The following is a 19,786-nucleotide window of genomic DNA, read 5'->3' as shown; positions in this document are numbered from 1 at the left end:
GTCAGCCCGCGAGCGCCTTCGCGATCCGCTGCGGCGACACGGGCTCGGCCGCGCGCAGTTCCTGGGCGAAGAGCGCGATGCGAAGCTCCTCGAGCATCCAGCGCACGCGGACGAGCCGGGGGTCGGCGTCGGGTGCGACCGGCACCGTGCCGCCGGCCTTCGCGTACGCCGTCGCGGCCGTCTCGTAGTCGTTCATGAACCGGCGGTCGCGACCGGGGTCGTCCTGCATCTTGCGCACGCGCAGGGCGATGCCGTCGAGGTAGCGCGGCAGGTGCCGCAACCGGTCGAGGCCGGTGGTCGACACGAACCCGGCGGGCACGAGCGCCTCGAGCTGCGAGCGCGCGTCGGCGAGCGGCGACATGAGCGAGAGGCTCGCGGCCTTCGTGATCGCCTGGTCCGCCTCGCGTGCGGCCTTCAGGATCCGCGTCACGAGCGCGACCGTGTCGAACATGCGCTCCATGACGGCCGCCGACACGGCGTCGCGCGTCGCGTCGAACGCCGCACGCGTGTACAGCAGCCCGTCGGGATGCCTCGCCCGCAGTTCCTCGTCGACGACGGCGAGCAGGCAGTCGTCGAGCAGTGCGCGCGGCCCCGCGTACGCGCTGGCGGCGAGCCGCAGCTTCTCGTCGTTCGAGAGGTGCTCCTGCACGTAGGCGACCGGCGACGGCGTCGCGAGCACCAACAGGCGCCGGATGCCCCGCCGCGTCGCGGCGTCCCGTTCGTCGGCGGTCGCGAGCAGTCGGAGCGACACGGATGCCCCGTCGTCCACGAGTGCCGGGTAGGCGCGGATGACGTTGCCGGCCTGCCGGGTGTCGACGTGGGTGGGCAGCTCGTCCCAGTCCCACGCGGTGAGGCCGGTGCGCTCGGTGAGCCCGGGGCCCGCGCCGCGCCCCGGGGCACGGTCGGTCGCCCCGCGTCCGCCGCGGGACGCGCCATCCCGCGGCGTCGAATCGGGACCCGTCTCGGTGCCGGTGCAGGCGCCGGCGCCCGTCGGGCCTCGATCGCCGCGACCGCGCGCCGTGCTCGCCGCCGCGACCGCGCGCCCCGCGCGTTCGGCCAGTCGCGCCTGCAGCGCACCGAGGTCCTTGTCGTCGCCGACGGCCCGCCCCCGCTCGTCGACCGCACGGAACGTGACCCGCAGATGCGGCGGCACGCGCTCGAGCTCGAAGTCGGACGGGTCGACCGGCGCGAACGTGAGCCGGCGGATCGCCTGCGCCACCACGGCCGCGAACGGTTCGCGGGCGTCGCCGCCCTCGGGCCCGGAGGGGAGCTCGGCCGAGATCTTCGCCGCCCATTCGGCGGCGGGCACCACCTGTCGGCGCAGCACCTTCGGCAGGGTGCGCAGCATGGCCGTGAGCAGCTCGTCGCGCAGGCCCGGAACCGACCAGTCGAAGCCCGAGGCCTCCAGTCGCGGCAGCAGCACCAGCGGAACGACCACGGTCACGCCGTCGTCCTCCGCACCGGGTTCGAAGCGATAGGCGAGCCGCAACGTCTGGTCGCCCTGCTTCCACCGGTCGGGGAACCCGGCGTCGCCGTCGTCGGCGGACTCCTCGAGCAGGTCGGAGCGGGTCATCGTCAACAGGTCGGGATCCCGGCGGGACTCGCCGCGCCACCAGGACTCGAAGGCGCGCACGTCGGTCGCCTCGCGCGCGACGCGCGCGTCGTAGAAGGCGAAGACCGCCTCGTCGCCGGCGAGGATGTCGCGTCGCCGCGTGCGCTCCTCGAGGTCGCCGAGTTCGCGCCGCAGGTCGCGGTTTCGTCGCACGAAGGCGAACACCCGCCTGTCGAGCCGGCTGGTGTCCCATTCCTCCTGCACGAGCGCATGACGCACGAAGAGCTCGCGGGCGAGCTCCGCATCGATCCGCGCGAGCTGGATGCGCCGCTTCGGCACGATCGGCACGCCGAACAGGGTGACCTTCTCGTCGGCCACCGCGCTGCCCTGGCGCTGCTCCCACCGCGGTTCGCTCCAGGTGCGACGCACGAGCGAGCCCGCGAGCGGCTCGGCCCAGGCCGGGTCGATCGCGGCGTTCATCCGGGCGAAGAGCCGGCTCGTCTCGACGAGCTCGGCGCTCATGATCGCCACGGGCGGCTTCTTGGCGAGCGCAGACCCGGGGAACACGACGAACCGCGCGCCCCGCGCGCCGAGGAACTCGGCCTGCGGCCTGCGGCCCTTGCGCTCGGCCTCGCGGTCGCGGCCGGCGCCGCCGCGACCCGACGAGGTGCGGGCGTCGTCGCGCAGGCCGATGTGCGAGAGCAGGCCCGACAGCAGTGCGCGGTGGATGCCGTCGGGATTCGGCGCACCCGGCCGGCCCGCGACGTGCAGGCCGAGCGGCTTCGCGAGGCGCACGAGCTGGCGGTACAGGTCCTGCCACTCGCGCACGCGCAGGTAGTTCAGGAACTCGGCCTTGCACGCCCGCCGGAACGCGCTGCCCGACAGCTCGCGCTGCTGCTCCTCGAGGTGGTTCCAGAGGTTCAGCAGCGTGAGGAAGTCGCTGGTCGGATCGACGAACCGCGCGTGCGCGGCATCCGCCTGCTCGCGGCGGTCGAGCGGCCGCTCGCGCGGGTCCTGGATCGTCATCCCGGCAACGATCGCGAGCACCTCGCGCGAGACCGCCTGCGCCTTCGACTCGAGCACCATGCGCGCGAAGCGCGGCTCGATCGGCAGGCGGGAGAGTTGCCGCCCCACGCGCGTCAGCCGCGGTCCGCGCTCGACCGGTGATCGAGTAGCGTCCGACGAAGTCGGACGCGTATCGAGATCGCCGCCCTCGAGGGCGCCGAGTTCGCGCAGCAGGTCGAGCCCGTCGCGGATCCCGCGCGAGTCCGGCGGCGTGAGGAACGGGAACTCCTCGATCGCGCCGAGCCCGAGCGACGCCATCTGCAGGATGACCGCGGCGAGGTTCGTGCGCAGGATCTCGGGGTCGGTGAACTCGTCGCGCCGGTCGAAGTCGTCCTCGCCGTAGAGGCGGATCGCGATGCCGTCGCTCGTACGACCCGACCGGCCCGAGCGCTGGTTCGCCGACGCCTGGGAGATCGCCTCGATCGGCAGCCGCTGCACCTTCGAACGTGCGGAGTAGCGGCTGATGCGCGCCGTTCCGGCGTCGATGACGTAGCGGATGCCGGGCACGGTGAGGCTCGTCTCCGCGACGTTCGTGGCGAGCACGACGCGCCGTCGCAGTCCGGCGACCTTCGACGGTTCGAACACGCGGTGCTGATCGGCCGACGACAGCCGGCCGTACAGCGGCAGCACCTCGGTGACACCGGCGCCGCCGCGCCGCATCGTGTGCGCCCGCACCGCCTGCTCGGCATCGCGGATCTCGCCCTCGCCCGACAGGAACACGAGGACGTCGCCCGACGACTCGCGTTCCAGCTCGTCGAGCGCATCGAGGATGCCCCGCTGCACGTCGCGATCGGATGCCGCGGCCCCCTCGTCGTCGGACTCCCCCGAGCCGTCGGCGCCGGCACCGGCGTCGCCGACGAGCGGCCGGTACCGGATCTCCACCGGGTAGGTGCGCCCCGACACCTCGATGACGGGTGCGGGCTCGCCGGAGGCATCCGCGAAGTGCCGCGCGAAGCTCTCGGGATCGATCGTGGCGCTGGTGATGATCACCTTGAGGTCGGGTCGGCGCGGCAGCAGCCGCTTCAGGTAGCCCAGCAGGAAGTCGATGTTGAGGCTGCGCTCGTGCGCCTCGTCGATGATGATCGTGTCGTAGCGGCGCAGTTCGCGGTCGCGGTGGATCTCGTTGAGCAGGATCCCGTCGGTCATCACCTTGATACGCGTGGACTCGCTCACCCGGTCGGTGAAGCGCACCTGGTAGCCGACGAGGTCGCCGACCTCGCTGCCGAGCTCCTCGGCGACGCGCTCGGCGATGGTGCGGGCGGCGATGCGTCGCGGCTGGGTGTGCGCGATCGACTCGCGTCCGAGCTCGAGGCAGATCTTCGGCAGCTGCGTGGTCTTGCCCGACCCGGTGGCGCCCGCGACGATCACGACCTGGTGATCGCGCAGCGCGCGCGCGATCTCGTCCCGCTGCGCGGAGACCGGCAGTTCGGGCGGGTACGTGATGGTCGTGGGCATAGCGTTCCATCGTACGACGGGGCCTGATCGCGCTCGGCGAACGGACCGCCGGATGCCCCGCACCACGTGGTGGGATGGACGTATGACGGATTCGCTCGTTCCCCGTGTCCAGCTCAACGACGGCCACTCGATCCCGCAGCTGGGATTCGGCGTGTTCAAGGTCGACCCCGATGAGACGCACCGGATCGTGACCGACGCGCTCGAGGTCGGATACCGGCACATCGACACGGCCCGCATCTACGGCAACGAGGAGGGAGTCGGGCGCGCGATCGCCGAGTCGGGCGTCCCTCGGGACGAACTCTTCATCACGACCAAGCTGTGGAACGACGACCAGGGCACGCAGTCGGTGTTCGACGCGTTCGACCGCAGTCTGGAACGGCTCGGCCTCGAGTACCTCGACCTGTACCTGATCCACTGGCCGACGCCGGCGAACGACCGCTACGTCGAGACGTGGAAGGCGTTCGAGCAGTTGCGCGAGACCGGACGCGTGCGCTCGATCGGCGTCTCGAACTTCCTGAAGCACCACCTCGAGCGCCTCCTCGGCGAGACCGACGTGGTGCCCGCGGTCGACCAGATCGAACTCCACCCGGCGCACCAGCAGCCCGCGACGACGGTCTTCGCCGCCGAGCAGGGGATCCGGATCGAGGCGTGGGGACCGCTCGGGCAGGGCAAGTACCCGCTGTTCGACCTGCCCGAGGTGACGGATGCCGCCGCCGCGCACGGCAAGACGCCGGCCCAGGTCGTCATCCGCTGGCACCTGCAGCGCGGGAACATCCTGTTCCCGAAGTCGAACCGCCGCGAGCGGATGGCGGAGAACCTCGACGTCTTCGACTTCGAGCTGTCGGAGTCGGAGGTCGCGGCGATCACGGGCCTCGAGCGCGAGGGTCGCGTGAGCGCGCATCCCGACGAGTTCAACTGACGCGAGCTCGGCTGACGCGAGTTCGACCGTGTGATCGACGTGTCGTCCAGGCCCCCGGCACTCGGCCGGGGGCCTTCGTCGTCTTCGCGGAGGCTCGCGGCGCCGGCCCCGCATCGTCGTCCGGACCCGCTCGGCGGGGCGGTTCCGCCCGGGCCGGCTCCCGTCATCAGGTGCGACACGCCCGGGATGCAGCCGCGATTTGCCCGGTCGGTCCCGGCCGCGTAGATTCTTTCTTGTCGCCACGGCGGCCGGGAAGCGCGAGAGCGGGGCCCGGGCCGGCGGGTGAAGATCTTAGCCAAATAACCTCGAAGGCGCATTTGCGACTCGGTGATTTCAAGCCTAAGGTCGAAACCTCCATCACTTCGGATTGATCCGGCCTTCGGGTTCGAGATCATCCGGTCCGGAAATCGAATCAACCGAATGGTTCAGATCGGTGCCGGCTTGGTGGTATGGTTGACAGGTTGCCCTTCTGGGGGCTGGCCCGGTTTTGGGTTGGTTCTGGTTGGTGCGTCCGTTTCTTGAGAACTCAACAGCGTGCACTATGTTCAATGCCAATTTATTGAACCCCGACCAGCATTTCGGTGTTGGTGGGATTCCTTTGGATTGATGGACAGTCAGCAATGATTGTTTCTCAGTCAGAGATCAACTCTTGACCGGCCTCTTTTGGGGGTTTGGTTGAATCATTTTTTTTGGAGAGTTTGATCCTGGCTCAGGACGAACGCTGGCGGCGTGCTTAACACATGCAAGTCGAACGATGATCCAGGAGCTTGCTTCTGGGGATTAGTGGCGAACGGGTGAGTAACACGTGAGTAACCTGCCCTGGACTCTGGGATAACCCCGAGAAATCGGAGCTAATACCGGATAGGACCCTGTACCGCATGGTGTGGGGTGGAAAGTTTTTTCGGTCTGGGATGGACTCGCGGCCTATCAGCTTGTTGGTGAGGTAACGGCTCACCAAGGCGTCGACGGGTAGCCGGCCTGAGAGGGTGACCGGCCACACTGGGACTGAGACACGGCCCAGACTCCTACGGGAGGCAGCAGTGGGGAATATTGCACAATGGGCGAAAGCCTGATGCAGCAACGCCGCGTGCGGGATGACGGCCTTCGGGTTGTAAACCGCTTTTAGTAGGGAAGAAGGGCTTCGGCTTGACGGTACCTGCAGAAAAAGGACCGGCTAACTACGTGCCAGCAGCCGCGGTAATACGTAGGGTCCGAGCGTTGTCCGGAATTATTGGGCGTAAAGAGCTCGTAGGCGGTTTGTCGCGTCTGCTGTGAAAACTAGAGGCTCAACCTCTAGCCTGCAGTGGGTACGGGCAGACTTGAGTGCGGTAGGGGAGAATGGAATTCCTGGTGTAGCGGTGGAATGCGCAGATATCAGGAGGAACACCGATGGCGAAGGCAGTTCTCTGGGCCGTAACTGACGCTGAGGAGCGAAAGCGTGGGGAGCGAACAGGATTAGATACCCTGGTAGTCCACGCCGTAAACGTTGGGCGCTAGATGTGGGGACCTTTCCACGGTTTCCGTGTCGTAGCTAACGCATTAAGCGCCCCGCCTGGGGAGTACGGCCGCAAGGCTAAAACTCAAAGGAATTGACGGGGCCCGCACAAGCGGCGGAGCATGCGGATTAATTCGATGCAACGCGAAGAACCTTACCAAGGCTTGACATACACGAGAACGGGCCAGAAATGGTCAACTCTTTGGACACTCGTGAACAGGTGGTGCATGGTTGTCGTCAGCTCGTGTCGTGAGATGTTGGGTTAAGTCCCGCAACGAGCGCAACCCTCGTCGCATGTTGCCAGCACGTAATGGTGGGGACTCATGTGAGACTGCCGGGGTCAACTCGGAGGAAGGTGGGGATGACGTCAAATCATCATGCCCCTTATGTCTTGGGCTTCACGCATGCTACAATGGCCGGTACAAAGGGCTGCGATGTCGTAAGGCGGAGCGAATCCCAAAAAGCCGGTCTCAGTTCGGATTGAGGTCTGCAACTCGACCTCATGAAGTCGGAGTCGCTAGTAATCGCAGATCAGCAACGCTGCGGTGAATACGTTCCCGGGCCTTGTACACACCGCCCGTCAAGTCATGAAAGTCGGTAACACCCGAAGCCGGTGGCCTAACCCTTGTGGAGGGAGCCGTCGAAGGTGGGATCGGTGATTAGGACTAAGTCGTAACAAGGTAGCCGTACCGGAAGGTGCGGCTGGATCACCTCCTTTCTAAGGAGCACTGGACCAGCTTGCTGGTTCCAGGAGTCCCAGATCAGACCGGCTCTGCTCATTCGGAGTATGAGATTGGGTCTGCTGGGAGCTCATGGGTGGAACATTGACATAGGCATCCAGGCCAAGGGTTCTGGTTCAGTACGCGTCTCTTCGGGGGCGTTGGAACGACTGGGGCCGGCGGGTTGGGTGCGTGCACGCTGTTGGGTCCTGAGGGACCGGGCGCTGCTGCCTTTCGTGGGTGGCGCGGTTTGGGCCTTTGCAGGCCTTCACGATGTCGGCGGTTTTTCGTTGGCGGGTTGGGGGTTCTGGCCGTCTGTTGAGAACTACATAGTGGACGCGAGCATCTTAGATTGATGCCTGCTGTTGCCGGGTTTTCCTGGTGTGGTGGGTGTCGATCACAAAGATTTCGTAGGCGCGAACCTTTCGTAGGTTCGTGTTCGACGAATCATTGGTCAATCTCGCACTCCTTCGGGGGTGCGCGATCGATTCAACTCATGTGATTTCAAGTTTCTAAGAGCAAACGGTGGATGCCTTGGCATCTGGAGCCGAAGAAGGACGTCGTAATCTGCGATAAGCCTCGGGGAGCTGATAAACGAGCTGTGATCCGAGGATTTCCGAATGGGGAAACCCCGCCAGGCCCTTTGGGTGACCTGGTGACTCCCGCCTGAATATATAGGGCGGGTAGAGGGAACGTGGGAAGTGAAACATCTCAGTACCCACAGGAAGAGAAAACAACCGTGATTCCGTAAGTAGTGGCGAGCGAACGCGGAAGAGGCCAAACCGGTCATGTGTGATACCCGGCAGGGGTTGCATGGTCGGGGTTGTGGGACCTTTCGGACTGTACTGCCGTGCAGTCACGGTGACGCGTATGCGATAGACGAACCGGATTGAAAGCCGGACCGGAGTGGGTGTGAGTCCCGTAGTCGAAATCGTGTGCGGCCCGGAGAGGTATCCCAAGTAGCACGGGGCCCGAGAAATCCCGTGTGAATCTGCCAGGACCACCTGGTAAGCCTAAATACTCCCAGATGACCGATAGCGGACAAGTACCGTGAGGGAAAGGTGAAAAGTACCCCGGGAGGGGAGTGAAATAGTACCTGAAACCGTTTGCTTACAAACCGTTGGAGCAGCCTTGTTGCTGTGACAGCGTGCCTTTTGAAGAATGAGCCTGCGAGTTAGCGATCTGTGGCGAGGTTAACCCGTGTGGGGTAGCCGTAGCGAAAGCGAGTCTGAATAGGGCGATTCAGTCGCAGGTCCTAGACCCGAAGCGAAGTGATCTATCCATGGCCAGGTTGAAGCGACGGTAAGACGTCGTGGAGGACCGAACCCACTTCAGTTGAAAATGGAGGGGATGAGCTGTGGATAGGGGTGAAAGGCCAATCAAACTTCGTGATAGCTGGTTCTCTCCGAAATGCATTTAGGTGCAGCGTTGCGTGTTTCTTGCCGGAGGTAGAGCTACTGGATGGCCGATGGGCCCCAACAGGTTACTGACGTCAGCCAAACTCCGAATGCCGGTAAGTGAGAGCGCAGCAGTGAGACGGTGGGGGATAAGCTTCATCGTCGAGAGGGAAACAACCCAGACCACCGACTAAGGTCCCTAAGCGCGTGCTAAGTGGGAAAGGATGTGGAGTTGCACAGACAACCAGGAGGTTGGCTTAGAAGCAGCCACCCTTGAAAGAGTGCGTAATAGCTCACTGGTCAAGTGATTCCGCGCCGACAATGTAACGGGGCTCAAGCACGCCACCGAAGTCGTGGCATTCATACAATCGATAGGCCTTCGTGGTCCAGTCGTGTGGATGGGTAGGAGAGCGTCGTGTGCCGGGTGAAGCGGCGGTGGAAACCAGCCGTGGATGGCACACGAGTGAGAATGCAGGCATGAGTAGCGAAAGACGGGTGAGAAACCCGTCCTCCGGAAGACCAAGGGTTCCAGGGTCAAGCTAATCTGCCCTGGGTAAGTCGGGACCTAAGGCGAGGCCGACAGGCGTAGTCGATGGACAACGGGTTGATATTCCCGTACCGGCGAAGAACCGCCCACATGAAATCAGGAGTGCTAAGCATCCCAAGACACGTGGATCCCTTCGGGGACGATCGTGTGGCGGCATGCGACCCCATCTGGTGGAGTGAGCGTATTAACAGGTGTGACGCAGGAAGGTAGCCCAGCCCGGGCGATGGTTGACCCGGGCAAGCGTGTAGGCCGAGTCGTAGGCAAATCCGCGACTCGTGATGGCTGAGACGCGATGCGGATGAAAAGTGGGTGATCCTATGCTGCCGAGAAAAGCATCGACGCGAGGTTCCAGCCGCCCGTACCCCAAACCGACTCAGGTGGTCAGGTAGAGAATACCAAGGAGATCGAGAGAATCGTGGTTAAGGAACTCGGCAAAATGCCCCGTAACTTCGGGAGAAGGGGGCCTGAAGCGTGAAGGCACTTGCTGCCGGCAGCGTGGATGGCCGCAGAGACCAGTGGGAAGCGACTGTTTACTAAAAACACAGGTCCGTGCCAAGTCGCAAGACGATGTATACGGACTGACGCCTGCCCGGTGCTGGAAGGTTAAGCGGAACGGTTAGCTCTTCGGAGCGAAGCTGAGAAGTTAAGCCCCAGTAAACGGCGGTGGTAACTATAACCATCCTAAGGTAGCGAAATTCCTTGTCGGGTAAGTTCCGACCTGCACGAATGGCGTAACGACTTCCCAGCTGTCTCAACCGCGAACTCGGCGAAATTGCATTACGAGTAAAGATGCTCGTTACGCGCAGCAGGACGGAAAGACCCCGTGACCTTTACTACAGCTTGGTATTGGTGTTCGGTGTGGCTTGTGTAGGATAGGTGGGAGACTTTGAAGCGGGCACGCCAGTGTTCGTGGAGTCATTGTTGAAATACCACTCTGGTCACTCTGGATGTCTAACTTCGAACCGTGATCCGGTTCAGGGACAGTGCCTGGTGGGTAGTTTAACTGGGGCGGTTGCCTCCCAAAAAGTAACGGAGGCGCCCAAAGGTTCCCTCAACCTGGTTGGCAATCAGGTGGCGAGTGTAAGTGCACAAGGGAGCTTGACTGTGAGACTGACAGGTCGAGCAGGGACGAAAGTCGGGACTAGTGATCCGGCAGTGGCTTGTGGAAGCGCTGTCGCTCAACGGATAAAAGGTACCTCGGGGATAACAGGCTGATCTTGCCCAAGAGTCCATATCGACGGCATGGTTTGGCACCTCGATGTCGGCTCGTCGCATCCTGGGGCTGGAGTAGGTCCCAAGGGTTGGGCTGTTCGCCCATTAAAGCGGTACGCGAGCTGGGTTTAGAACGTCGTGAGACAGTTCGGTCCCTATCCGCTGCGCGCGTAGGAAATTTGAGAGGATCTGACCCTAGTACGAGAGGACCGGGTTGGACGAACCTCTGGTGTGCCAGTTGTTCCGCCAGGAGCACCGCTGGTTAGCTACGTTCGGGATGGATAACCGCTGAAAGCATCTAAGCGGGAAGCCGGCCTCGAGATGAGATTTCCATCCCTTCGGGGGAGAGGCTCCCAGTAGACGACTGGGTTGATAGGCCGGATGTGGAAGCAAGGACGAAAGACTTGTGCAGCTGACCGGTACTAATAAGCCGATAACTTGACAATCACTACACACACACGAAGTGTTCATTCATGTAAAGGCCGTGTGTGTGGCCTCAAAGAATTGCTCGCGTCCACTCTGTGGTTCCCAGCAGACGGAACCCAACACATTTCAATACAGACACGCCCAACCACGGTCGGCACCACGCCACCAGGGAAGGCACCCGAAACCACCCAACACCCCACAACACCGGGGGTGAACTGGGTTCTAGAGTTTCGGCGGCCATAGCGCGAGGGAAACGCCCGGACACATTCCGAACCCGGAAGCTAAGACTCGCAGCGCCGATGGTACTGCAGGGGCGACCCTGTGGGAGAGTAGGACACCGCCGGACATTATTTCGAGAAGAGCCGACCAGTGATGGTCGGCTCTTCTTGGTTTAACGCGCACTGGTTCGACGTGCGCAACCGTTCCGACCGCTCCGGAGAGTCACTACCGTTGAGCGCATGGCCGAACGACTCCGCGACGCGGTGAGCCCCTACCTGCGGGCGCACGCCGACAACCCCGTCGACTGGCATGCGTGGGGTCCGGAGGCGTTTCGCGAGGCATCCGATCGCGACGTCCCGGTGATGATCTCGATCGGGTACGCGACCTGCCACTGGTGCCATGTCATGGCCCGCGAGAGCTTCGAGGATCCTGCGATCGCGGACGTGCTCAACGCCGGGTACGTCGCGATCAAGGTCGATCGCGAGGAGCACGCCGACGTCGACGCGACCTACCTCGCCGCCGCGAGCGCGTTCACCCGCCAGCTCGGCTGGCCGCTCACCGTCTTCACCGACCCCCTGGGTCGGGCCTTCTACGCCGGCACCTACTTCCCGCCGCGCGCGATCCAGGGCGTGCCCGCGTTCGGGGAGGTGCTCGCCGCCGTGTCCGAAGCGTGGCGTGAGCGGCGCGGCGCGCTCGAGCAGACCGCCTCCGAGGTGGCCGCCGCGATCGCCGCAGCGGGATCCGCGGGGACCGCAGTGCCGCTGCCCGACGACACGGCCCTGCGATCGGCGTCTGCTCGGCTCGCGGAGGAAGAGGATACCGCCCATGGTGGTTTCGGCGGTGCGCCGAAGTTCCCGGTGGCTCCAGTGCTCGCGTTCCTCGCGGCCGGAGGTGCCGACAGCCGTGCGTTGGCGCGGCGCACGCTCCGGCGCATGGGTGCGTCGGCCCTGCGCGACCCCGTCGAGGGCGGGTTCTTCCGCTACGCCACCCGGGCCGATTGGACGGAGCCGCACTACGAGCGCATGCTCTCGGACAACGCGTTGCTGCTGGCCGTGTCCGCGGATCTGGCGAGGGACGTCGACTCAGTCGAGGACGGCGCCGGCGACCGGTCGGCCGAGGAGATCGCGCGCGGCCTGATCGCATTCCTCCTCGAGGTGATGCGGCTGCCGTCGGGCGGATTCGCGAGCGCGCAGGATTCCGAGAGCGTGATCGACGGCAGGCGCGACGAGGGCGGGTACTACCGGCGGGATGCCGCGGCGCGGGCCGAGCTCGCACCACCCGCACTCGACGAGAAGGTGCTCACCGGCTGGAACGGGCTCGCGATCGGGGCGCTCGCCCGCGCGGGTGCCCTCCTCGACGACGAGGGTGGCCGGGCAGCGATCGATGCCGCAGCGTCGGCCGCGCGCCTGCTGCTGTCCGAACACGTCCGCGACGACGGCACCGTGCTGCGCGCCTCGAGGGACGGCGTCGTCTCGGGGGCCCACGCCGCGCTCGAGGACACGGGCATGCTCGCCGAAGGGCTGCTCGAACTCGCGCTGGCAACGGGTGACGCGCAGTGGGCGGTCGAGGCCCGCACCCTCGTGGATCGTGCCCTGGCCGCGGGCGCGGCATCCGGCGCAGGTGCGTTCGACGTGCCGGGCGGCGCGGACCCGGTGCTCGTTGCGCACGGACTCGCGATGCCCGCCGATCCCGCCGAAGGTGCCGCGCCATCGGGACTCACGGCGGTCGCCCGTGCGGCGTGGCTGCTCTCCGCGCTCGGCGCCGGCGACCGGTATCGCGTCGCGGCCGAGCGGGCGATGGCCTCGGTCGCCGAACTCGCACTCCCCCGGCCCATGGCCTTCGGCGGATCGCTGCGACTCATGACCGAACTCGCAGCGCCGCTCGTGCAGGTCGTCACGGTCGTGCCGAACAGCGCGACGGACGGGACCGCGTCGATCGACAACAGCGCGCCGATCGACGGCAGCGCGGTCGGCGACGTCGGGGCGGGCATCCGTGCGCTCGTCCACGCGACCCGCCGCGCGGAGGCATCCGTCGCCGTCGTGGTGACCGACGATCAGGCGCGGAGGTTCGCCTCGGCCGGCTTCGAGCTCTTCGAGGGCCGCGTCAGCGACGCGACCCGCGGAGCGGCGCTCGCGTACCGATGCGAGGCGTTCGTCTGCGCACTGCCGACGAGCGATCCGCGCGCACTCGGAGGGGCATCCGACGCATGAACGTGTTCGAGTGGCTGTTCACCGCGACGCTGACGATCGGCGATCAACAGGTGCTGTGGCGCGAGATCGTCGGCAACGCGTTCGGGCTGGCGAGCGCGCTCGGCGGGCTGCGGCGCAAGGTCTGGGCGTGGCCGGTCGGCATCATCGGCAACGTGCTGCTGTTCACCGTGTTCATGGGCGCGGTGTTCGGTGCGCCGAACCCGGTCAACCTGCTCGGGCAGGCCGGACGGCAGGTGATGTTCATCGTCGTCTCGATCTACGGCTGGGTCGCGTGGGTGCGACATCGGGAGGCGAGCGGCGTGGCCGTCGAGCCGCGATGGGCGAGCTGGAAGGTGCGGGTCGGCCTCGGGGTGGCGATGGTCGGCGGCACGCTGCTGCTCACGCCGATCTTCCGGGCGCTCGGCTCTTTCGAGCCGGTCTGGGCCGACGCGTGGATCTTCGTCGGGTCGCTCCTCGCCACGTGGGGCATGGCCAAGGGGTGGACCGAGTTCTGGCTGATCTGGATCGCGGTCGACCTCGTCGGCGTGCCGCTGCTCGTGAGCGCCGGGTACTACGCGTCGGCCCTGATGTACGCCTTCTACGGCGTGTTCACCTTCATCGGGTTCCTGACCTGGCGGCGGGTGCAGCTCACCAGGGCGCGGTGACGCGATCGAGCATCGACCACACGGCCTTCGAGAGTTCGGGGTGGTCGACCGCGATGTCGCGCAGGATCTCGAACTCGAACCGTTCGGCCTCGCCCTGTCGGGCAGTCGGGTGGTGGGCGCGCGCGCGGGCGCGGCTCCAGTGTTCATCCTGCAGTCGATCTTCGCGAAGCGTCGCGACGACCTGCTCGTCGACGGACGGCAGGTCCGGGAGGAACACCCACGGGTCCTCGCCGAGGCGGCAACGCAATTCGATGAGCGCGGCGAGTTCGTCGCGCGCGTCCTGCCTGAGCCGTTCGAGTGTCGTGGCTTCGTGCATCGAGACCTCCCCTCTCGCTGGTGTCGATGCTACCCAACGTAAGCGGCGAGGATGACGGGAGGGTTACGGGAAAGGGCCGCTGATGACATCCGTGTGACGGACGGGAGCGATCCGGGGCTGGTTGAATGGCCGGGGAGGTGGCGCATGGGCGGCGATGCGGGGGTTCCTGCCACGGGTGGTGGACGCGAGGTGTTCCCGTCGCGATGGCGGTCGGACCACCCCGACGCCGAGACACGCGACCTCGTCGGGCGCCTGCGGCGCGATCTCGCTGCGGCCGAATACACCGTCGACGGCGTCGCCGCGCTGTGGGCGCGCACGGCCGAGGCGGCCCGCACCGACCCGGGTGAGGCCCTGCGGCGCGGGCACCGCGTGCCGGCGCTCCGGGCGTTGGCCTCGGTCGGCGATGAGGACCGCGCCATCGCCGCGCTCGTCCGGTCGTTCCTGCTCGGACTCGCGCAGCCCGCGGAGCTGCTCGCGTCCGCGCTGCCCGCACTCGGCGTCGACGGCGCCCGCGCGCTCGGCATCGTCGGACCGGCGGATTCGGCCGGCGACCTGCGGGCGCTGGTCGACCTGCGGCCGTACGCCTTCGCGGATGCCGCGGGCGAGGGCGAGTGGTGGATCGCCTCCGATCCCGGAGAGCTCGCGATGGGCGGAGCGCTGCCCGAGGACCACGTGCTCGGCGTCGGCGGGGCGTCCACGACGCTCAGCGGGCTGCTCCTGCAGCGCCCTGCCCGGCGCACGCTCGACCTCGGCACGGGCAGCGGCATCCAGGCCCTGCATGCATCGCGGTTCAGCGAGCGGGTCGTCGCGACCGACCTGTCGTCGCGGGCGGTCGCGTTCGCCCGGTTCACCGTGTGCCTGAACGGCGTCGAGTCGATCGAGTTCCGCGAGGGCTCGCTCTACGAGCCGGTCGCCGGCGAGCGCTTCGACCGGATCGTCTCGAACCCGCCGTTCGTGATCACCCCGCGCCGCGAGGGCGTGCCGTCGTACGAGTACCGCGACGGCGGGCTGGTCGGCGACGCGCTCGTGCGGGAGGTGCTGACCGGCGCTGGCGACCACCTCGAGCCCGGCGGGGTCGCGCAGTTCCTCGCGAACTGGGAGATCCACGAACGCCCCGACGCGGGCGACGGTGCCGGCGCGGATGACGACGGTCTCGACCGCGTCGCCGGCTGGCTCGAGTCGGCGGGCCTGGAGTACTGGGTCATCGAACGGGAGCAGCTCGACCCGAGCGAGTACGCCGAGACCTGGATCCGCGACGGCGGGACTCGGCCGGGCTCGACCGCGTTCGAGGAACTGCACGCGGCATGGCTCGACGACTTCGCTGCGCGCGGGGTCTCCGGCGTGGGGTTCGGGTACGTGCTGCTGCGTCGTCCGCTCGACGGCGCCGCCCCGCGTCTGCGTCGACTCGAGCGCGTGCACGCGGCGGCGGGCGTCAACCCGGGTGGGCTCGGCGTGCACCTCGATGCGGTGCTCGAGGCATCCGATCGGATCGACGGGCTCGACGACGCCGCGCTGCGGGAGGTGGTGACGACGGTGGCCGGGGATGTCTCGGAGGAGCGGCACCACCTGCCCGGCGCCGAGTCGCCGACCGCGATCCTGCTGCGGCAGGGCGGCGGGTTCGGCAGGACGATCGACGCCGGCACGGCGCTCGTCGCGCTCGTCGGTGCGGCCGACGGCGAGCTCCCGGTCGGCGTGCTGAACGACGCGATCGCCGACCTCCTCGACGTCGACCGCGACGCGCTGTGGGCCGAGCTCGCGCCGCAGGTGCGCGGTCTCGTGCACGCGGGGATGCTGCTGCCGGCCGGCTGAGAGGCGGGGCGAGGCCTGCGCCGCAGCGGCGTCAGACGGTGCCGGCCGGCGGCCAGACGCCGATGATGATCGCCATCACGACGGCGGTCACGAGCTCGTGCGAGATGTTCAGCAGCGTCAGCTGCGGGGGCCTGCCCTCGAACGCGTCGTGCGTGATGAACCGGGCGGCGGTGAAGCCCGCCCAGAGCATGACCCCGACCATGATGGCGAGCACGAGGTATCCGCCGCCGTACGCGAGCCAGGCGGTCTGCGTAAAGATCGCGAGGACCCAGGCGCTGATGAAGCTCACGACGACGGTCGTCAGGATGGCCCCGACCCCGCTGCCGACCTTCTCGAGGTCGACCTTCGCGAGCTCGGCCCAACGTGTGCCGAAGACCTTCGGCGTGTACCAGACCGAACCGATGACGAGGGTCGAGAGGGTCGCGAGCACGACCGCCCAGTAGTTGACGTCGACGAACATGCGCGGACCTCCTCGGGCGGCCGGCGGCCGTTGCCCGGATTCTAGCGGCGAGGATGCCTCGGAGACGAGTGCGTCATCGTCGGTGCGCGCCCGTCCGGTCGACGCGCACGCGACCGAGCGTGTTGCAGGCTCGGGCCGTTGGTGATAGAACTACCTGAGTTACTCAATGAATTGGAGTCCCTATGTCACAACGTGGTGATGCGGTGTCCAGTGCCCGGACCCGGCGCGCAGTGTCCGCCTCGACGATCGGCGCGATCATCGAGGGGTACGACCTGATCATCTTCGGCGTGTACTCCGCGCTGATCTTCCCGACCCTGTTCTTCCCCGGATCCGATCCCGCGACCGGCATCCTGCTCGCGTTCGGCACCTACTTCGTGGGATTCCTCGCGCGCCCGATCGGCGGGATCGTGTTCGGCCATCTCGGCGATCGGATCGGACGCAAGCCGATCATGCTCGTCACGTTGGTCATGGTCGCGATCGGCACGGTCGGAGCCGGCGCGTTGCCGGTGTACGAGCAGGTGGGCATCTGGGCGCCGGTGCTGCTGCTGCTCTGCCGCGTGGTGCAAGGCGTCGGCTTCGGGGGCGAATGGGGCGGAGCCACGCTCCTCTCGATGGAGTCGGGGCGCGCGGCGCGCGCGGCACTGCTCGCGGCCTTCCCGCAGTCGGGCGCGATGTGGGGGCTCGCGCTGGCGAACTTCGCCGTGCTGATGCTGCAGGTGCGGCTCGCGCCGGACGTGCTGTTCGACTGGGGCTGGCGGATCCCGCTGCTCGCGAGCGCGGTACTGCTGCTCGTCGGGCTGTATCTGCGGCTCAAGGTCGAGGAGACGCCCGTCTTCGAGCGAGCGATGAGCGCACACGCGCTGGTGCGCCGTCCCCTCGTCGAGGTCGTCCGGAATCAGCCGGTGACGCTGGTGAGCGCGATCCTCGTGAAGGCGGGATCGAGCGTGTCGGTCTTCATCTTCACGTCGTTCGTGCTGTCGTACGCGCCCACGAAGGAGATCTCGAGCGCGGGGGTGCTGGCAGCGGTCATGATCGCGGCGGTCCTCGGCGGGATCGCCACGCCGTTCGCCGGACTTCTCGCCGACCGATTCGGCGCGTATCTCATCTGGCGGATCGGCGCGATCAGCATCTCGGTGGTCACGGTCGCATTCTTCGTCGCGATCGAGAGCGGCGCGGGTGCTCCGTCGCTGGTGCTGCTGGCGCTCGCGTTGCTGCCCTACTCGCTCATGTTCGGCCCCGAGGCGTCGATGATCAGTCGCACGTTCGATCCGGTGTGGCGCTACAGCGGCAGCTCGCTCGCCTTCAACTTCGGCAACGTCGTCGGCGGGGGGTTGGCCCCCGTTCTCGCGCAGACCCTCGTCGTCACCACGGGAAGCGGGTTCGCGGTCGCCGTCTACCTCGTCGGCGCGGCGGCCGTCGGCTTCGTCGCCACGTTCGTGCTGCAGCGCTCGGCCGCGCGCGGTACGGGCTTCCACGCGGCCGAGGCCGCGGCCGAGCCCGCGGACGCGATTGCCGTCGCGCGCACGGACGCCACGTCCGTCGAGGCGGAGATCCGATGAGTTCGGTCGACGGAGCCGCGCGAGCGCGCGTCTTCCTGGAACGCGCCGCGATCGACCCCGCGGCGCTGGGCGTCGCGGGCTTCCGCGACGCGCTCTCCTCGAGCCCCGCGCTCATCGGGCCGGTTCCGCCCGTCGAGCTCGTCGACGACCTCGACGTCGCCGGGGTCCGCGTGCGACGGTACGATCCCGCACCGGGCGAGGTCGGCCGCGCGGTCATGGTGTACCTGCACGGGGGCGCCTTCGTCCGGGGCACGCTCGACACCGCCGATCCGGTCTGCAGGCGGCTCGCCGTCGGGGCGGGCTGCGTGGTCATCTCCGTCGACTACCGTCTCGCTCCCGAGCATCAGCACCCGGCCGCCCTCTCGGACGCGGAGTCGGTGCTCAGGTGGGTTGCCGGACAGGCCGCCGCGCTCGGGATCTCGCCGGAGCGGGTCTGCATCGGCGGGGACAGTGCCGGAGCGACGCTCGCCACGACCGTCGCTCGGCGGTGCCCGGACCTGGTCGCCATGCAGGTGCTGCTCTGCGGGCTGTACGATCTCTCGGCTCCGGTCGTCTCGAGCGCGAGCGCCGAGGAGCTGCTCGACCTCGAGCGCGAGCAGCGCACGTTGGACTGGGTGGTCTCGCTCTACCTCGCGGAGCGGGCCGGTGCCCGCGACGCCGATGTCAGCCCGGCACGCGCGGACGATCACCGAGGTGTTCCCGAAGCCGTCGTCGTCACCTCCGATCTCGATCCGTTCGCGCAGCAGAGCCGCGACTACGTCGACGCCCTCAGGCGCGATCGCGTGCCCGTCACCTCGATCGACCTGGCGGGTCTGCCCCACGCGTTCACCAATTTCGGCGGCGTATTCGTCGAGGCGATCACCGTCGTCGACACCGTGGCGGGCATCGTGCGGCGCCTAGGATCGGAGCACCGGATCGGCAGGAGGCCCGATGACCTTGGAGCGACGTCGGGCGTCCGACCAGATCTTCGACGAACTGCGCCGGAGGGTCCTCTCCGGAGAGTGGGCTGACGGAGAGCGCCTCCCGACGGAACGTCAACTCGCGGGTGAGTTCGACGTCAGCCCCAACACCGTTCGCGAGGCGATCCGGGCGCTCGGCGCCGTCGGTCTCGTCGAGGTGCGTCAGGGAAGCGGGGCGTTCGTCCACCTGATGCCGTCGACCCTGGTGTCGGAATCGCTCGGGACCGTCATGCGACTCGGCGTGGTGCCGCTCTCGGACGTCGTCGAACTCAGCCGGCACCTGCATGTACGCGTCGTCGAACTCGGAGTCGAGCGCGCGCAGGCCGGCGACCTCGAGAGACTCTCCGAGCTGAGCCGTGTCGAACCTGCCTCCGATGCGGCGACGAATGCAGATCACGCGGCGGCATTCCTCTCGGGCCTCGCGCGCGCAGCCCACGAGCCGCTGCTCGAGGTGCTGGTCGGGACCTTGGACGCCCTCGTCATCGAGCTCACCTCGCTCTCGATCGGGTACGGCGCCGAGCTGCTCCCCGAGCTGAGGGCGATCCGCGGCGCCTGGGCGCCCATCGCGGATGCGCTCGTCGATCGCGATGCCGACCGCGCGCGCGCCGCCGTTCACGCCTACTTCGACGGTGTCGAGCACATCATCTCCGCACACGCCGAGCTGCGCACCGCTCGGATGAGCGACGATCTCTGGGCGTCCGCGCTCGACGCGCTCGCGCTCGGGCAGCGGCGGTCGGCATCGCGATCGTCGAGCCCGTCATCGTCCAGCGCGTGATTCCGGGCATACCCCCGGCGTCGCGCGGGTAGTCTCGTGGGGCATCCC

The 19,786-nt window shown here is 67.2% G+C and carries 10 protein-coding genes and 3 rRNA genes; 10 read left to right on the top strand and 3 right to left on the bottom strand.

Features of this window, described 5'->3' with window-relative positions; genetic code table 11:
- Position 1 precedes the first annotated feature (1 nt).
- Positions 2-4,135: an ATP-dependent RNA helicase HrpA gene (hrpA, locus tag ELQ40_RS17160; RefSeq protein WP_255424731.1), complete on the bottom strand. Its 4,134-nt coding sequence runs from the start codon at positions 4,133-4,135 to the stop codon at positions 2-4.
- A gap of 19 nt (positions 4,136-4,154) precedes the next feature.
- Between hrpA and ELQ40_RS17155 the strand changes: the two genes are divergently transcribed.
- The 6 genes from ELQ40_RS17155 to pnuC all read left to right on the top strand — a co-directional run bounded on the left by ELQ40_RS17155 (position 4,155) and on the right by pnuC (position 13,860).
- Positions 4,155-4,991: an aldo/keto reductase gene (locus tag ELQ40_RS17155; protein ID WP_127794779.1), complete on the top strand. Its 837-nt coding sequence runs from the start codon at positions 4,155-4,157 to the stop codon at positions 4,989-4,991.
- 686 nt (positions 4,992-5,677) lie between these two features.
- Positions 5,678-7,204: ribosomal RNA gene (locus ELQ40_RS17150) — 16S ribosomal RNA — on the top strand.
- Between the two features lie 503 nt (positions 7,205-7,707).
- Positions 7,708-10,807: ribosomal RNA gene (locus ELQ40_RS17145) — 23S ribosomal RNA — on the top strand.
- Between the two features lie 209 nt (positions 10,808-11,016).
- Positions 11,017-11,133, top strand: a 5S ribosomal RNA gene (rrf, locus tag ELQ40_RS17140).
- Together the 16S, 23S and 5S rRNA genes form the textbook arrangement of a ribosomal RNA operon.
- Before the next feature lie 112 nt (positions 11,134-11,245).
- Positions 11,246-13,216, top strand: a complete 1,971-nt coding sequence (locus ELQ40_RS17135) for a thioredoxin domain-containing protein (RefSeq protein ID WP_127794778.1) — start codon at positions 11,246-11,248, stop codon at positions 13,214-13,216.
- Positions 13,213-13,860 carry a nicotinamide riboside transporter PnuC gene (gene pnuC, locus ELQ40_RS17130; protein ID WP_127794777.1) on the top strand — a complete coding sequence of 216 codons (648 nt, stop codon included), beginning with the start codon at positions 13,213-13,215 and terminating at the stop codon, positions 13,858-13,860. The genes ELQ40_RS17135 and pnuC overlap by 4 nt, the downstream gene beginning before the upstream one ends.
- Here the strand turns inward: pnuC and ELQ40_RS17125 are convergent.
- Positions 13,844-14,176 carry a hypothetical protein gene (locus ELQ40_RS17125; RefSeq protein WP_127794776.1) on the bottom strand — a complete coding sequence of 111 codons (333 nt, stop codon included), beginning with the start codon at positions 14,174-14,176 and terminating at the stop codon, positions 13,844-13,846. The genes pnuC and ELQ40_RS17125 overlap by 17 nt on opposite strands.
- Before the next feature lie 144 nt (positions 14,177-14,320).
- Between ELQ40_RS17125 and ELQ40_RS17120 the strand changes: the two genes are divergently transcribed.
- Positions 14,321-15,985: a methyltransferase gene (locus ELQ40_RS17120; RefSeq protein WP_127794775.1), complete on the top strand. Its 1,665-nt coding sequence runs from the start codon at positions 14,321-14,323 to the stop codon at positions 15,983-15,985.
- A gap of 31 nt (positions 15,986-16,016) precedes the next feature.
- Here ELQ40_RS17120 and ELQ40_RS17115 read toward each other — a convergent pair whose 3' ends face one another.
- On the bottom strand, positions 16,017-16,445 hold the full coding sequence (locus tag ELQ40_RS17115; RefSeq protein WP_127794774.1) for a DUF1761 domain-containing protein: 429 nt from the start codon (positions 16,443-16,445) through the stop codon (positions 16,017-16,019).
- 230 nt (positions 16,446-16,675) lie between these two features.
- Here ELQ40_RS17115 and ELQ40_RS17110 point away from each other — a divergent pair, with 230 nt between their 5' ends.
- The 3 genes from ELQ40_RS17110 to ELQ40_RS17100 are packed head-to-tail and all read left to right on the top strand — an operon-like array spanning position 16,676 to position 19,738.
- Positions 16,676-18,004, top strand: a complete 1,329-nt coding sequence (locus tag ELQ40_RS17110) for an MFS transporter (RefSeq protein ID WP_164863683.1) — start codon at positions 16,676-16,678, stop codon at positions 18,002-18,004.
- Positions 18,001-19,014 carry an alpha/beta hydrolase gene (locus tag ELQ40_RS17105; protein WP_127794772.1) on the top strand — a complete coding sequence of 338 codons (1,014 nt, stop codon included), beginning with the start codon at positions 18,001-18,003 and terminating at the stop codon, positions 19,012-19,014. Before ELQ40_RS17110 ends, ELQ40_RS17105 begins: the two co-directional genes overlap by 4 nt.
- The gene (locus tag ELQ40_RS17100) at positions 18,935-19,738 is read left to right on the top strand and encodes a FadR/GntR family transcriptional regulator (protein ID WP_127794771.1); all 804 of its coding nucleotides are present in this window, start codon (positions 18,935-18,937) and stop codon (positions 19,736-19,738) included. The genes ELQ40_RS17105 and ELQ40_RS17100 overlap by 80 nt, the downstream gene beginning before the upstream one ends.
- The last annotated feature ends 48 nt before the right edge of the window (positions 19,739-19,786 follow it).

Source organism: Agromyces sp. LHK192 (assembly GCF_004006235.1).
In the GTDB taxonomy this organism is placed as follows: Bacteria; Actinomycetota; Actinomycetes; order Actinomycetales; family Microbacteriaceae; genus Agromyces.
This window is presented reverse-complemented; position numbering and strand designations above follow the sequence as displayed.

Coding starts and splice junctions, on each gene's coding strand:
- ELQ40_RS17115 (WP_127794774.1), bottom strand. CDS start 16,445: ATGTTCGTCGACGTCAACTACTGGGCGGTCGTGCTCGCGACCCTCTCG.
- ELQ40_RS17105 (WP_127794772.1), top strand. CDS start 18,001: ATGAGTTCGGTCGACGGAGCCGCGCGAGCGCGCGTCTTCCTGGAACGC.
- ELQ40_RS17100 (WP_127794771.1), top strand. CDS start 18,935: ATGACCTTGGAGCGACGTCGGGCGTCCGACCAGATCTTCGACGAACTG.
- ELQ40_RS17120 (WP_127794775.1), top strand. CDS start 14,321: ATGGGCGGCGATGCGGGGGTTCCTGCCACGGGTGGTGGACGCGAGGTG.
- ELQ40_RS17135 (WP_127794778.1), top strand. CDS start 11,246: ATGGCCGAACGACTCCGCGACGCGGTGAGCCCCTACCTGCGGGCGCAC.
- ELQ40_RS17155 (WP_127794779.1), top strand. CDS start 4,155: ATGACGGATTCGCTCGTTCCCCGTGTCCAGCTCAACGACGGCCACTCG.
- ELQ40_RS17125 (WP_127794776.1), bottom strand. CDS start 14,176: ATGCACGAAGCCACGACACTCGAACGGCTCAGGCAGGACGCGCGCGAC.
- pnuC (WP_127794777.1), top strand. CDS start 13,213: ATGAACGTGTTCGAGTGGCTGTTCACCGCGACGCTGACGATCGGCGAT.